Consider the following 14,459-nt stretch of genomic DNA (forward strand, 5'->3'; position numbering starts at 1 on the left):
CCCCGGCCGGGGTCATTCGCCGCCCAGGTCCAGGAGGATCTTGGACGCTCTCGTACGGTCGCCGGCCAGGTCGAACGCCTCGACCGCGCGGGCCAGGGGCAGGGTGTGGCTGACGACCGGGCCGACGCCCAGGCCCGAGGCCAGGAGCGCGAGTGCCTCGTCGAATTCGTGGTCGAAGCGGAAGGCGCCCCGGAGGGTGATCTCGCGGGTGACCACGACGTTGCCGAGGAAGCCGGTCTCGCCGGGCGGGAGCAGTCCGAGGAGGACGACGGTGCCGCCCCGGCGGACTCGCCGGACACAGGTGCCCAGGCCCGCCCCGGAACCGGACGCCTCCACGGCCACGTCGACGTCGTCCGGCCAGGCCGGATCGCCGGGGCGGTCCGCCCGGACGGTGGCCGTGGCGCCGACGCTCCCGGCGACGGCCAGGGGAGCGTCCAGCAGGTCACTGACGATCACCTCGGCGGCTCCCGCGTGCCGCAGCGCGGCGACCACCAGGGAACCGATCGGACCGGCGCCGGTGACCAGCACCCGCTTGCCGTCCGGGCGGGTCGGGCCGCAGGTCCGGCGGCGGCACCCGTTCCGCCGGGCGCGGTCCGCCCGGGCGGTCAGGCTCCCACGCTCCCGTCGATGCCCTCCCGCAGGAAGTCGGCGTGTCCGTTGTGGCGGCCGTACTCCAGGAGGACGTGGGTCATCACCATCCGGAGCGACACCTCCTCCTCCCACCTCGGCTGGTACCCGGCCTGGTCCAGGGAGCCGGCCTCGCGCTCGATGCGGCGCGAGGTCTCCACCTCCGCCTCCCAGGCCGTGAACGCCTCGTCCCGGGTCGACCCGCTCGCGTCGTAGGCCGCCTGGAAGTCGATCTCGTCGGACCAGACCATGGGCGCGTCGTGATCCTCGAACACCCGCCGGAACCAGGCCCGTTCCACCTCGGCCAGGTGCCGCACCAGACCGAGCAGCGAGAGCGTGGACGGCGGCATCGACTGCCGTCGCAGTTCCTCGTCGGTGAGTCCTTCGCACTTCATGGCGAGGGTGGCCCGGTGGTAGTCGAGAAAGGCCCGCAGCATGTCGCGTTCGCTTCCGAAGGCGGGCGGTCCTGTGCGCTTGTCGCTGGTCACCGGCGGCTCCTCATCCGTTCCGTCGTCCGGGTGCGGCAGCGTCGCCCGGAAAGGATCATCCAAGGGCCTCCCCCACGTCGCGGGCAAGGCCCGGACGAACACCGGTCGTACGGCAGCGGGCTCCCGGCTCCCCGGGTTTCCGCGACCCCTGTACCGGGCCGCCCCGTCCGGCAAGGTCAACTCCAGCGGCAACCTCTCGGTCACCCTCACTCTGAAGCGGAAGACCAGGCTCACGGCGAAGTTCCCGGGCGACGCCCGCTACGCGCCGAAGACGGCGACGAGCACGGCCGGCGCGCGGGTCAAGGTCTCCACGGCACTCAGCGGCCACTACCGGACCAAGTACACGTGGAAGCACACGTACTACTACTTCCACCAGTCCAAGGACCCGCTCGTCACGACCACGATGACGGCGTACCCGGGCCGCAAGCAGCTGCTGCAGATCCAGATCTACGCCGAGGGCGTCTGGCAGACCACGGCCAAGGAGTACTTCAAGCTCGACTCCACGGGCAGGTCCGCCGTCAAGCTCACGGGCACCCCGCCCAAGGGATACCGCTTCCGGGTCCGCGACTCCTACGTCAGCGGCTCGGGCGACAGCGTGAACACGACGACGTACGGCGCCTGGAAGTACTTCACCTTCACCAGCTGAGGCCGGCGTCCGCCGTGGCCTCGGCTCACCGGGTCCAGTACCGGGCGAGGGCCCCTTCCCGGTACGGGGAGGGGCTCACGCTGAGGTCGCCGGCGAAGGGACGGTCCAGGACGAAGACCAGGAGCAGGCTGAAGCCGACGAGCCCGGCGACCGAGGCGACGAACAGGATCTGGACCCTCAGTTTGCGCATGCCGTAGAGGAACGTGAGCGGGACCAGGACCAGCGCCCCGCCGACGGCCAAGGCCTGCAGCAGCGGCGGGAGTTCCTGACGGGCCATGGTGATGCGGGCGCGGCGCTGGGAGGCCACGTCGTCGAGATGGCCGACGGCCTGCTCGTAGAAGACCTGCTCCCGCTCGCTCTTCGGGTCATAGGTCTGGAGCACCCGGAAGGCGTCCTGGAGATGGCCTTCCGTGGCCCCGTAGCTGGGGTGCCCCGCGCGCATCCGGGGCCACTGGTCCTCGACGACCGCGTGGACGTAACCGCTCAGGGCGGAGTCGAGACGGGCCCGCACCGTGGTCGGGAACGAAGCGGCGTCGCGCGTGATGAGCGCCGCGTCGGTGGCCTCGGAGGCGACGATGGTCTGGGTGTCCTCCAGCTGCGTCCACAGGGTGACGATCACGAACGCGAGGATGATGCCGTAGATGGCGCCGAACATCCCCAGCGTCACACCGACCATGTCGTTGTGCTCTCCGCGGGTCAGCGACGGGTACCTGCGGCGCATCAGCACACTGCCGGAAACGGCCAGCAGAACGGTCCCGCCGACGGTGACGACGGCCAGCGTGAGGGTGCTGAAGTGGTTGAGCAGCCAGAGCGACATGTGCGCGGAGTCTAGGCCGGACACAACCCCCCAAAAACCTCGACTTCGGCGCCCGCCGCGGGTGTACGGGACGAAGTTCACACCACCGAGTGAGAGCCCGGCACCGGTCCCCTGCGGCGCGTGACCATGACGCGTACGGCACACGCCCGCACCTCGCCCCTTCCACGGTCGGGCGCGGGCCACCGTGCCCTGTGTCGTTCCTCTGCGGGCGCTCAGGGCAGCAGGTCGCCGAGGAGCCCCCTCTCGATCGTCCGCCACACCTCCTCCCCCGCCGCCAGCGCGACGGGCAGCAGCAGGGATTCGGCCGCCATGAGGAAGGCGTGGTCGGCGTCGAGCGTCACGCCGGCCTGCGCCGCGGTACGGATGTTCTCGGCGGCCAGTTCGGCGACAGCACGCAGTTTGCCCGGCGTCATCAGCCCGGCCGGGGCGTCGAGCGCGGCGAGACGCCGCGCCAGCTCCGCCAGGGCGGGCGCCGACGGATCGGTCCTGCCGTCGCCGGACGGCCCCACGGGTGCCCGGTCCAGGTCGACCACCCCGAACTCGTCCAACAGATCGTCGCCGAGGGACTGCGCGAGGGCGGCGGCCGACATCGACGTGGTGACCACGAGGCGCCAGGAACCGCGCTCGGGCGGGGCGTCGGACCACGGTGACGGGTAGTCGAGCCTCTCGGTGTACCGGCGTGCCCGGACGGCCGAGATGCCGGCCGCGAGCCGCGGCGTCGACGTGGTGCGCAGCAGGTCGACCAGGCACCAGGACCCGGAGTGATACGCCTCGCCGATCGCCTGGTGCAGGGCCGTCGTGGCCGTCGAGGTACCGAACGAGGACACATCGGGCGGTCGGTAATCGAAGGGACTGCTGGACGGCGACCACATCGCCTCGTGGGCTTCCTCGGTGCCTGCTACGACCTTTATCGCGGAGCACAGCCCGCGGGCCCGCGCCTGCCGCAGCAGCGCAACCGCCAGCGTCGTACGTCCGCTGCCCGCGCCGCCCCGGATGACCAGATGGCGGCCGGCCCTCAGCACCGCCACACAACGGAAGGCCGTCAGCGGCGCGTGAGCCGTCGCCTCGGCCACGACGTCCCGGGCGCGCAGCTCCCGCACGCTCGGCGCCGAATGTGCCAGGCCGGCGAGGCCGGACGGCGGCAGGACGGACTCCACGTCGCCGGGTGCCAGCTCGCACAGTCCCCCTGCCGCCTTTTCACCCAGGGCCACAGGGACCGCGACCGGCGCGGGGAACACCCACACGCGGTCGAACACCATGGCCGCTGTGGCCGACGCCCCGTCGGCCTCGGCCACCCGGCGCGCGGCCACGGCGGCCGGGTTCACCGAGGCATCACCCGCCACCACGGTGACTACCCAGTCGCCGGGAGACAAAAGGGCATCGCCGTCCGGCGCCTGCCAGAGATCGACGGCGACCGGCGGTGCCCCGCCGGGTTCCCACTGGACCCACACACGGCCCTGGACCACGTCGGGCGGGACCAACGGCGGTGGCGGGGGAGCAACCTGCCCGCCCGGACCGGGGTGAGCCTGCTCGGCCTTCGACACGACCGCACCGCACCCCTGCGGAGCGAAACCGGCAAGCTCACCCGCGTAGGGACTGTCCGGCACGGAACAGGTACTCATCAACGTCGACACCGGACCGCCCGCCGCCCGCAGGATCACGACCCCGCCCAGTAAGGACGAATCGGCGGCGGCGACCGAGGCCAGCAACTCGGCCTGCGCGGCCGCACACTCGCTCTCGTCGAGGCAGACGACCACCGCGTACTTTCCCTCGTTCCGCAGAGGCTCCAGACCCTCCGTGTACCGACCCGCCACGAACTCTCGGTCCTGCTGCCAGTCGCTCATCCCGAGGCGACGAGCCAACGCCCGCGAGGCCCAGTGCCATCGCCGGTCCTCCGGGTCGTTGAGCCGTACCTTCGACACCTCGGTCAGGAGAAGGTCATGCATGGTGCCCCCTCAGGAAATGCGGGACGGCGACGAAGTCGTCCGGCGGCCGTTCATGTCAGTGCTCTGCGCGACGAGGCAGCGTCACCCCGCGTCGAAGGGCAGGTCCTGCCGCATCGCGGCTATCAGGGGACCGATCCGCAACTCGTCCGTCACCGAGAACTCTCCGTTCGTCATACGTCGTCTGGCGGAGTCCTCCCAGGCCAGCGCCAGCGCGACTAGATGCGGCGGCCCCAGTAGCCGCACCTCGGAGTTCACCTGGGCCAGCACTCCCAGGCACTCTTCGACACGAACGGGATCCGGGACAGCGCCCACTCCGGCAGCCTGGTCCTTGCTCATCCGCTGCACGATGCGCGCGGCGACGATCAGACGGGCGTACACCTCCCGCTTCTCGGACAGCAATCTTGCGGAGCGTTCGCGCCGGTGCGCCGCACGGGCGAACAGCCCCGAGCCGAGCTGCTGGACCGCGACTCCGGCGAGCGCGAAGCCGCCGCCCACCAGGGCGTCGACCGACGCCATCATTCCGCCCTCCGTCCATGGTCAGCCGTCCATTGCGGGTCCAGCAGCGCATGGACGTCGGCGCGCGCGTACATCCCGCGCAGGTCCTTGGCCGCAACCTGCCGGTGCACGATCAACAGGCGGTTGAGCAGGTCCTGTGCGGAGATCTCCACGGAGCCCGCCGCGTGTTGGGCACCGATGGCCATGGCTGTCTTCGGCGCGTCCGGCGACAGCGCGTCCTCCGCCAGCTCGCGCACCGTTTCCAAGTTCAGTCGCCGGCAGATCTCCAGCAGGTTGTGGGTGTCCCGCTCGATCACCGCCGTCGACGACGCCTCCTCGAGCAGCCGCCAGCCGCCCAGCTCCGCGATCTGCGCGAGGACCGATCGGACCTCCGGTGCGTTCGTGTAAGCCTGTACGGACAGTGGGTTCAGCGGGAGGTCGAGTTCCCCGGAGGAGACGTTCTTCGAGTAGGTCTCCTCCAGCTGGGAGGCCTGGACCGCGAGACTCGAGAACTGCTCGTCCGCCACGCCGAGCAACGCGCTGAGCCGAGCGAAACTGCGCCGCAGAGGCAGGGGGGTCTGGTCCTCGCGCTTGTAGATCAGCTTGTGGCTGATCGACGCCCACGCGTGTTGCAGCACCGTCCGTACCTGGATCTCCGCGGTCAGGCCGGCGAACTTCTGCCACTCGTCAAGGTGCGAGCGCTGCTCCGCGAGCCGTACGACGAGGTGGCTCGACTCGTAGCCGAACTCTCCGGGGGCGTCCGGCCTGTGGGTGTCCTGGCCGGACACGTCGACGGCGAAGTTCCTCGCAAGCAGGCCTGTTACGCGGTCCACGTCCTCCAGGTAGTACGTCACGATCCTGATCCCGGTCAGATCCGTGATCTCCGCAAGCGGATCGCGGTACTTGTCCTTGCGGCGGATCTTCTCCACCAGACTGTCCAGACTCTTGGTGCGCCCCTGAACCTGCGCCACAGTGATGTCCGCCGCGGAGAGCAGCACCGTGAGCAGGTTCTGCAGCCGCTCGGTGAACTCGCCCTGGAGCACGAGCCTGTGGCGGTAACGCACCTCCGCGTCCAGCTCGGAAGCCTCGGCAGGGGAGCGGCGACCGCTGTCTTCGGCACGGCTCACGGCGTGCCCTCGGTCCAGCGGGCGATCGCCTGGTTGGTGAAGCGTGACCGGAGGGTCAGCACGACGGGCCGCTTGTTCTCGTAGACGAGCAGCGCGGTCCCTCGCTCCATCCCGCGGATCCTCCGGGGGCCGTTCCAGGTGCTGTTCTCTGCGTTGGCGACACTCTCTCCACGCATCAGCTTCTCCACGTAAGCGAGCGTCTCGTCGTCGCGGGTCCCCGGGAGCACCACGAAGGCCGAGTGGTTACTGACGATCGACCGGGCCGGGTAGAGGCCGTACACCTTCGCGATCTGCGACAGGTCATGGAAGATGGTCACCATCTGGACGTACGTGCCCGCGGCTGTGGTCGCCAGTGTGGAGAGGTTCTTCAACGGTGCGATGTTCCCGGCCTCGTCCAGCAGCATGAGCAGGGGGGTCAGCTCCCGCGTCGGGCGGATCACATCGCCGTCGACGGCCGCCGTACTCCGGTCGCTCTTGTAGTCGGAGACAAGCGTGTTGCGGGCATACGCCTCGCGTACGACGGTGCGTACCAGGCCTGTGAACAGATCCCGGTACTCCTCCTGCTCGTCCGGCGGGGCGCAGAGATACAGGGTGTCGCCGGAGGAGTCCAGGAAGCTGTCGACGTCCAGGAAGGGCGGCTCGTCGACGGCGACATCGTCGAAGTCGAAGATGCGCAGGACCGACGCCGCGGTGGTGTAGACGTTGCTCTTGGTCCGGTCCTCCCGTTGCCACGCGGCTTCGGCCGAGGCGAGGGCCGTGGGGTGGCCGAGCTTTTGCAGCAACGTCCGGACCTCGAACTCCTCCTGCTCTTTGATCCATTGCACCAGGGCACGCATCGGCAGTCCGGACGCTGCCGCCGCGAAGAGGTGCGGTGCCAGCAGTTGTGCCGCCAGCGATCCCCAGAAGTCGCCGTCCGCCAAGGCGTTCAACTGACGTGCCTCGGTGAGCGCGTTGGCAGTCCGCACGCACTCGCTCCAGGTCCGGCAGTGGTCGAGGACGTCCCAACTGTGCCGGAACCGTTCGTACTGCGTCCCCTTCAGCGAACCGGACGGGTCGAAGACGCAGATCTTCCCCGACTTCGCGCGGTGCTGGTACGTGTGGTCGAGAACATCACGCCGTACCGAGGTCACCAGGGCCGGCCCGCTCCACTCGAGGAGCGTCGGCACGGCGAACCCGGACGTCTTGTAGCTTCGCTGCGGCCCCAGCACGAGGACCGGCCGGAACGCCTCAGCAGCGAATGTGTAATGCCCGACTGTGCCAAGGCGGACCCGGTGACCCCCCAGATCCGAGCCGTTGGGCGCGGTGCTGATCAGCTCACCCCAGCCGGCTCCAGCGGACCGTTCGCTCTCCATGAGCTCCCTCCGAACTGCCTGGCTACCAGAAGGCCGGCGTGTGGAACGTGAACGCGATAGGTGACGACGGTCCGGCGTCTTCCTCGTCGACCTGCGCGGGCTGTTCCTCCGTGCCGTACAGAATGTCTCGGACGAATCCGCACAGGCAGCGCTGGCGCAGGAAATCCAGGTACGCTTCCGCCGCCGTCTCCCCGGCCAGAAACTCCTTCTGCTCGAACTTCTCCCGGTCACCGTCGGACGGCACGTACGTCTCACCGACGTAGCCGAACTTGAACATCAACAGCTTCCACCGGTTGTTGCTCGGGGCGGAGACGCTGTAATGCTCTGACACCTTCTTCTCCCGGTTCCAGCGGGAGACGCTGTAGTCGATCCTGCCGAACTCTCCGGGCTCCATTTTGGCGGGATTGCTGAGCCGACCCGTCGCGGAGGGAACCCGATTCACAAGGGTCGCGTTCAGAACCTCGATGTTGGGCAGGACCAAAGGGTTCTGATCCGGGTTCAGCAGATCGATCTGAAGGGCTACGTTGAACGTGTAGGAGGCGCGCTCCGCCTGGATGATCCGCTTGCGCTTTCCGGGCCTCGTCGGATTCTGTTCCGCCTCGTCCGCGCTGAGCCCGGTCAACTCGTCGTCGATGGTCTCGATCGTCTTGAAGGCGATGTGCGGCAGCGACGGCATGAAGTTCCGGTACCACTCGTGGAACGCGACGGCCGAGGAGGCGGGGCGCTTCAGGGCGATGCGCCCGCGCCCGTCGATCGCGTAGCTGAACTGGTAGTCGGGGTCCAGGTACTGGAACTCGATGCCGTCACGGAACCGTCGGGCCTCCAGCGCCGCGAGATTGTGAAACCCGGAGGCCTCCAGGGCGTCCTGGATGGTCCGCTGGAGGAGCAGGGTGACCCGGCGCTCCTTCTCCTCGGACCAGCCGCCGAGAAAGTTGGTCTGTGCCATGAAGGTGAAGTCTCCGACATTCGTGATTCTGCTCAGAATGTCGGGATCCGCCGAATTCTCGAGATACCGCTTGTACGTTTGCTGCTCAATCCCCTGATCGGCCATTCTTTCGGTACTCCACTCGCCGAGCCAGTTCCTCTGCGGTCTTCTTGTCCAGGTGCACCCGTGCGGGGCGGGAGACGGCGCGCTCCACTTCTTGACTCAACAGTGAGAGCAGCGGAAAAAGGATCTGATGCAACCCCCGCGCACCGATCTTCAATTTGGCGGCCGCGGCCGCGATCCAGTGCTGCGCTTCGTCGGCGATGGAGAGCTCCACACCCAGGGAGCGCAGATATGTCACATAGAACTGGGAGGGATCGGTCGCCTCGTTTCGCATGATCCCTACGAGCTCCTCCTCGCCGAGCCCAGAGAATTCGATGATGACCGGGATACGGGCGATGAGTTCCGGCATGAAGCCGTAGCGCACCAGGTCCTGGGAGATGACATGGTTGTGACGCGCCATCCCCCGCATCACTTCATGCGGACGTCCACCGAGGTCCTCGAGCAGATCGGTGAAGGCGCCGGCCACCAGGAACAGCACCCCCGCGGTGTCGAACGGCAGCTCGTCCTCACCGATGTGGTTGCCCGGCCGCAGACTTACCCGGGTGCCGTCGATGAACTGCAGCAGCCGCCGCTGCACGAGTTCGTTGCGGTCATCGCGTACACGCGCGTCCGTGGCGAGCTTGTCGAACTCGTCGATGAAGACGATCCCCTGTTCGGCGTCCTTGAGCTCCTCCAGCTCGGACAGGTCCGCCTTGTCGAGCAGGGGCTGGCTCGCGTGCTGTTTGAGCCTGCCACGGGAAGCCCGCAGCAACTCGATGAGCACCTCGTCCAGCTGTTCGTCCCCGTAGGCGGAAGTCGCGAGACGCGTCGCATCGACGATGGCCAGGGGCAGTTCCAGGACGGCAGCCGCGGTCCGGATCGCATGGGTCTTTCCCACGCCGGTCGGTCCGATGATCAACGCGTTCGGTGCGGTGTGCGCCGGGTTGACGGGCCGCTTGACCTGTCCCTGCACGTGCATGGCGAGCAGGGTCGCCAGATCCCGCTTGCCGTTCTCCTGGCCGATGACATCGCCCAGCCCCTCGTAGATGGCCGACGCGCCGCTCGCACGCTGTCCACCGGAAGAAGGCGCCCCCTGGCTCATGCGTCCCCCCGCAACCGTTCGGTTCCGTGCGCCGTCGCGGGGCGCGTCCGAGGAGTCTATGGGCGTTCTCAACCTCTTGTCATGTGTTACGACGGAATGCCTTTTCTATGGTGTTCATGGCACTAAATGCGTCGATCGACCACTTATGAGCCATGTGTAAGCGCGCGTCACCTCACGTACAGGGCGTGAAAGTTGAGACGGAGGCGGCGGCGTATCACCTTGGGCCGCAAGCAGCGGTGTGCCTGACAACGTCTACGGCGTGGACCTCGGGCTTCACCTGGCGACCGACCACTGACATCCGCCGGTCCGCCCGCGGCTCGACCGCCGGGCGGTTGGCTCAGAACACCCCCTTGTAGCCCTGCCAGCAGGTGGCGATCTTCGTGCGGACGCCGAAGGGGCCCTTGCCGTTGCCGCTGTTGCGCCAGACGGTGCCGGAGGTGCACGGGAGACGAGGTCGGCCCTGCCGTCACCGGTGCCCGGGAACCCGGACGTGCCGTCGTGCCGTCCCTCATGGCTGCCCCGGGGACTGCCCTCGCGGACCTGTGGGTGAGGGCAGGGCTCCGGTAAGGATGGACAGGCAGTCGTACGGGGCGAAGGGAACGTCATGCACGCGCGGGGAGAGCGGGACCGGTCGTCGGACGAACGGGACACCGCCCAGCGTGTGATCCGGCCCAGTCCGCTGGTCCAGCGGATGCTGGACCTCCAGCAGACGGCGGGCAACACCGCGGTGGCCCGCATGGTCGAGCAGGAGCGGCACCGGCACGGCCCGGGATGCGAGCACGTGGATCCGGCCGTCCAGCGCCGGGAGGCCCCGCACGGCCACCGGCACGACGGTGCCGAGGAGACCCACCCGGCGGACCAACGCAGCCTCATCGACGCCGCGATGGCCACGCCGAGCAGCCCGCTCCCGGGCCCCTTCCTCACCAAGGCGAAGTCCTTCTACGGCAACGACGCCCTCTCCGTGGGCCGCGTCCACGACAACGCGACCGCCCAGCGCGCCACCGCGGCGCTGGGCGCGCAGGCCATGACGATCGGGAGCCACATCTTCCTCGGCTCGTCGGCCGTCGGCGACACCGAGATCCTCGCCCACGAGACCAGCCATCTCGACAAGAACCTCCGGGGAATCCGCGAGACGGGCAACGACAACGGCGCCGGTGTCACGGTGACCGACCCGGGACAGGGCTCGGAGCGCGCGGCCGTCGCCGACGGCGCCGCCTTCACGGCGGGCGCGGCCACCGCGCCGTCGGCCGTGGCCCAGCGCGCGGTCGGCCACGAGGCGGGCGGCGCGGAGGCGGGCGGCGCGGAGGCGGGCGGCGCGGAGCGGACGGCCCAGCGGGTCCCGGACGCCGGGACGGCCGAGGTACGGGACGGCGGCCCGCACGGCAGCCCGGCGGTCCAGCGCGCGGTCTGGGAGTTCGACCAGGCCGCCAGCTTCAGCGACCCCCGCTCGGGCCAGGAGACCCGCTGGCGCGACAGGAGCAACCCGAACGACGTCCGCACCGCCACCCAGCTGGGCATCAACATCCAGGGCACCCCGCGGCACGGGGACGTCTACGACGACGCGACCCACCAGGTGCACAGCAGCGCGAACGCGAGGTTCTCCAAGAAGGGCACCATCCCGGAGCGGGAGTACCCGCAGCGCGAGTCCCGGACCCGCCGGGCCCTGGTCGAGGCGAAGCAGGCCATCTCGACGGCCCTCGCCCTGCTGACGGCGGCGGGAGACACGCCGGGCGGTCAGCTGCTGACGGCACTCCAGTCGGGCTTCCCGGCGTTCCGGGCCGCGACACCCGGGCAGGTCGCCGCCTTCCTGCCGCGGATCGTCGAGGTCGTGCGGCGCATCCAGGCGGGACTGAACGCCCAGGGGGCGGAGATCGCCCTGGTGGGCGAAGGCAGCGTCCCCCGCGGCGTGGCCGGCTGGGTCGGCTCCAGCTGGTACGACGTGTACAGCCGCGTGACCAACCCGGAGCAGCAGAAGAGCGAGGAACTCCCGACCCTGGACACCGGCCGCAGCGGCCCGATCAACCTCACGGACGAGGGCCAGAACGCCTGGTACATCATCCACGAGGCGACGCACCGGTTCGCCGGCACGCTGGACTACCAGTACAGCCCGCGCGCCTCGGAGTTGCAGGAGGAGGACTTCAACGCCGGGATGGCCGCCGTCGATCCCGGCGCGGCGGCGGCGAGCGACGCGGCCTCGCTCGCCAAGCGCGCCCTGCGGGACCCCTCCGAGTACAGCGGTGAGAACAACGACTCCAACCGCCAGCCGAACTGGTACTCCATGGGCCGCCGCGCCCTGATGAACGCCGATTCCTACGCCCAGTTCATCGTGACCGCCTCGGGGGCCCCGGCCCCGCGGTTCTGACCCACCGGCACGCCCGGGTCTCCTCGCCCGACGGGTGCCGCGTCCACCGCCCGTCAGACCCTGCGCCAGCGCGCGTTGGCCCAGGAGAAGACCCCGAAGGCCATGAGGCCGACCGCTATCAGCGCCAGCAGCCAGGGACCCGCGGGGGTGTCCGCGAAAGTACGCAGGGTGTTGTCCATGCCCTTGGCCTTGCCGGGCTCGTGCTGGACCGCCGCGGCGATGGCGAAGCCGCCCGCGGTGGCGAAGACGACGCCCCGGGCCGTACCGCCGAACACCCCGAGGAAGGAGACCACTTTACGTGTCTTCTCCGACATCTCCGACATCTTCAGATGCTTCTCGAACTTGCGCATCACGGCCCGGACGGCGATCCAGATGCCGGCAGCGGTCACCGCGGCACCCGCGACACCGACGATCCACTGCCCGCCGGGCCAGTCCAACGCCCTCGCCGTGACGTCCTGGGAGTTCTTGTCGGAACTGCCGCTGCCGCTGCCCTTGTCCCCGGCGGCGTAGGAGAGCACCGAGTAGGCGACGAATCCGTAGAAGACGCAACGGCCCGCGGCCGCCACCCTCTTGCCCGGCTTGCCGCCGTCGGGACCCGCCTGCCCGAAGGCTGCCTCGGACAGCCGCCACAGGGCCATCCCGGCCAGGGCGATGCCGAGCAGCCACAGCAGTACGGCGCCGAAGGGCTTCTGGGCGATCTCGGCGATCGCGCCGCCCCGGTCCGCCTGCTGGCCCCCGCCGGAGAAGGCGATCCGCAGGGAGAGAACGCCGATCAGTGCGTAGATGACCCCGCGGGCGACGAAGCCCGCACGCGCCGCCGCCGCGACCGCTTTGCTGTTCGCGGCACGTTGAGCCTGCCCGCGTCCGCCTGCCGTTGCCGATCCAGTAGCCATGCCCTACCGGATGCCCCGGAAGAACGAGGCCATCCCGGACGGCTGAGAACACCCGGCGCCCGGCGGTCACGCACGGCTGCCGCCAACGGGACGAGGCGCGCAGGCATGACATTCGGCAGTCGGGGTAGACGCGTGCTTGCCGGGCGACGGACCGGCGAGGACGAGGGCGACCGACCGGGAGGGGCATCATGCCGACGACGACCTTGCAGACCGCCGGACGGACGGTGGAAGTTCCGGAGATAGCGGACCCTTCCAAGGTCGCGCCGAAGGACGCGCGGGAGTTGTCGAAGCTGTTCTTCGACCAGCTGGCGGTGGTCGAGGAGGGCACGCCCGAGTACCAGTACGCCCGCAACACGCTGATCGAGATGAACATGTCCCTGGTCCGCTTCGCGGCCGGCCGGTTCCGCAGCCGTGGGCCGGAGGAGATGGAGGACATCGTCCAGGTCGGCATGATCGGGCTGATCAAGGCGATCGACCGCTTCGACCTCTCCCGGGAGGCCGAGTTCACCTCTTTCGCGATCCCCTACATCGTCGGCGAGATCAAGCGCTTCTTCCGCGACACCTCCTGGGCCGTGCACGTTCCGCGCCGGCTCCAGGAAGCCCGTGTCCAGCTCGCCCGCGCCACCGAGGAACTCCGCAGCCGCCTCGGCCGTACCCCCACGGTCAGGGAACTCTCGGAGCTGATGAGCCTGCCCGAGGAGGAGGTGCGCGAGGCCCGTCTGGCCGCCAACGGCTACAACTCCTCCTCCCTGGACGCCACGATCAACGCCGGCGAGGACGGCGAAAGCGCACTGCAGGACTTCATCGGCGCCGAGGACACCGCGCTGGAACTGGTGGAGGACTTCCAGACCCTGGCCCCGCTGATCGCCGAACTCGACGACCGTGACCGGCAGATCATCCACATGCGGTTCGTCGAGGAACTCACCCAGGCCCAGATCGGCGAACGCCTCGGCGTCTCGCAGATGCACGTCTCCCGGCTCCTGTCCCGCACCCTCGCCCGGCTTCGCGAGGGCATGCTCACCTGATACCTGAGGGGAGCGGCCCGTCATGCCCAAGGGGTGGCGGGCCTGCGCAGCCGGAGATGAGCGACGACCTGTTTGCCGGTGTCCCGTGCGACGGTGTGCAGCCGGCCGCAGAGCCGGGTGACCAGGTACAGGCCGTGTCCCCCGACGCGGCCGGCGTCGGGTGCGCGCAGTACGGGCGGGCGAGGGGAAGTGTCGCTGACGGTGATGCGCAACAGCGCGGCGTCGGGTGACACCTCCAACGCCAGGCCGACCGGGCCGGGCGCGTGCCGCACCGCATTGGTGACCAGTTCACTGACGACGAGTTGGGCGTCCTGGCTCGGCCGGTGCCGGGGATGGTGGCCGACCCGGGCCAGCAGCACGCGCACGGCAGCTCTCGCGTCGGCGATCGATGTGTCCGTCGTGTCCCAGGCGGCGCTGTAGCGCAGCGGCGCCGCGGGCTCCCGTTCATCCGATGCCCGGTACTTCAGCGAGGTGACCATAGAACTCTTCCTGAGGGTCGTCCTTTGCTCTTCGCCACAGGCTCCCGTCTTCGTCACGGGCTCCCGCCTGTTT

The 14,459-nt window shown here is 69.5% G+C and carries 14 protein-coding genes; 3 read left to right on the plus strand and 11 right to left on the minus strand.

What is annotated here, in order from left to right:
• Positions 1 to 12 precede the first annotated feature (12 nt).
• A complete protein-coding gene (locus ACWDGI_RS23190) occupies positions 13 to 528 on the minus strand; it encodes a zinc-binding dehydrogenase (protein ID WP_450761857.1) in 516 nt (171 codons plus the stop codon).
• Positions 529 to 605: 77 nt separating this feature from the next.
• Positions 606 to 1,115, minus strand: a complete 510-nt coding sequence (locus ACWDGI_RS23195; RefSeq protein ID WP_450761859.1) for a DinB family protein — start codon at positions 1,113 to 1,115, stop codon at positions 606 to 608.
• Here ACWDGI_RS23195 and ACWDGI_RS23200 point away from each other — a divergent pair.
• Positions 1,096 to 1,761 (plus strand): hypothetical protein, encoded by a 666-nt coding sequence (locus ACWDGI_RS23200; protein WP_450761860.1) that lies wholly within the window; start codon positions 1,096 to 1,098, stop codon positions 1,759 to 1,761. The genes ACWDGI_RS23195 and ACWDGI_RS23200 overlap by 20 nt on opposite strands.
• Positions 1,762 to 1,786: 25 nt before the next feature.
• Here the strand turns inward: ACWDGI_RS23200 and ACWDGI_RS23205 are convergent, their stop codons facing one another.
• From ACWDGI_RS23205 to ACWDGI_RS23235, 7 genes are all read right to left on the minus strand, one after another.
• Positions 1,787 to 2,578 carry a bestrophin-like domain gene (locus ACWDGI_RS23205; protein WP_450761862.1) on the minus strand — a complete coding sequence of 264 codons (792 nt, stop codon included), beginning with the start codon at positions 2,576 to 2,578 and terminating at the stop codon, positions 1,787 to 1,789.
• 212 nt (positions 2,579 to 2,790) lie between these two features.
• Positions 2,791 to 4,524: a hypothetical protein gene (locus ACWDGI_RS23210; protein ID WP_450761864.1), complete on the minus strand. Its 1,734-nt coding sequence runs from the start codon at positions 4,522 to 4,524 to the stop codon at positions 2,791 to 2,793.
• Between the two features lie 81 nt (positions 4,525 to 4,605).
• A complete protein-coding gene (locus ACWDGI_RS23215; RefSeq protein WP_450761866.1) occupies positions 4,606 to 5,043 on the minus strand; it encodes a hypothetical protein in 438 nt (145 codons plus the stop codon).
• A complete protein-coding gene (locus tag ACWDGI_RS23220) occupies positions 5,040 to 6,146 on the minus strand; it encodes a GTP pyrophosphokinase (protein ID WP_450761868.1) in 1,107 nt (368 codons plus the stop codon). Before ACWDGI_RS23220 ends, ACWDGI_RS23215 begins: the two co-directional genes overlap by 4 nt.
• Positions 6,143 to 7,498 carry a type IV secretory system conjugative DNA transfer family protein gene (locus tag ACWDGI_RS23225; RefSeq protein WP_450761870.1) on the minus strand — a complete coding sequence of 452 codons (1,356 nt, stop codon included), beginning with the start codon at positions 7,496 to 7,498 and terminating at the stop codon, positions 6,143 to 6,145. Before ACWDGI_RS23225 ends, ACWDGI_RS23220 begins: the two co-directional genes overlap by 4 nt.
• 22 nt (positions 7,499 to 7,520) lie before the next feature.
• A complete protein-coding gene (locus ACWDGI_RS23230; protein WP_450761872.1) occupies positions 7,521 to 8,549 on the minus strand; it encodes a hypothetical protein in 1,029 nt (342 codons plus the stop codon).
• On the minus strand, positions 8,530 to 9,627 hold the full coding sequence (locus ACWDGI_RS23235) for an AAA family ATPase (RefSeq protein WP_450761874.1): 1,098 nt from the start codon (positions 9,625 to 9,627) through the stop codon (positions 8,530 to 8,532). Before ACWDGI_RS23235 ends, ACWDGI_RS23230 begins: the two co-directional genes overlap by 20 nt.
• 604 nt (positions 9,628 to 10,231) lie before the next feature.
• On the opposite strand from ACWDGI_RS23235, the gene ACWDGI_RS23240 reads away from it, so the two are divergent.
• The gene (locus ACWDGI_RS23240) at positions 10,232 to 11,989 is read left to right on the plus strand and encodes an eCIS core domain-containing protein (RefSeq protein WP_450761876.1); all 1,758 of its coding nucleotides are present in this window, start codon (positions 10,232 to 10,234) and stop codon (positions 11,987 to 11,989) included.
• 53 nt (positions 11,990 to 12,042) lie between these two features.
• Here ACWDGI_RS23240 and ACWDGI_RS23245 read toward each other — a convergent pair whose 3' ends face one another.
• The gene (locus ACWDGI_RS23245; RefSeq protein WP_450761878.1) at positions 12,043 to 12,882 is read right to left on the minus strand and encodes a DUF1206 domain-containing protein; all 840 of its coding nucleotides are present in this window, start codon (positions 12,880 to 12,882) and stop codon (positions 12,043 to 12,045) included.
• A 188-nt stretch (positions 12,883 to 13,070) separates the two neighbouring features.
• Between ACWDGI_RS23245 and ACWDGI_RS23250 the strand changes: the two genes are divergently transcribed.
• Positions 13,071 to 13,907 carry an RNA polymerase sigma factor SigF gene (locus ACWDGI_RS23250; RefSeq protein ID WP_450761880.1) on the plus strand — a complete coding sequence of 279 codons (837 nt, stop codon included), beginning with the start codon at positions 13,071 to 13,073 and terminating at the stop codon, positions 13,905 to 13,907.
• 20 nt (positions 13,908 to 13,927) lie between these two features.
• Here ACWDGI_RS23250 and ACWDGI_RS23255 read toward each other — a convergent pair whose 3' ends face one another.
• Positions 13,928 to 14,386 carry an ATP-binding protein gene (locus ACWDGI_RS23255; protein ID WP_450761882.1) on the minus strand — a complete coding sequence of 153 codons (459 nt, stop codon included), beginning with the start codon at positions 14,384 to 14,386 and terminating at the stop codon, positions 13,928 to 13,930.
• Positions 14,387 to 14,459: the final 73 nt, after the last annotated feature.

The organism is Streptomyces sp. NPDC001220 (genome assembly GCF_053597895.1).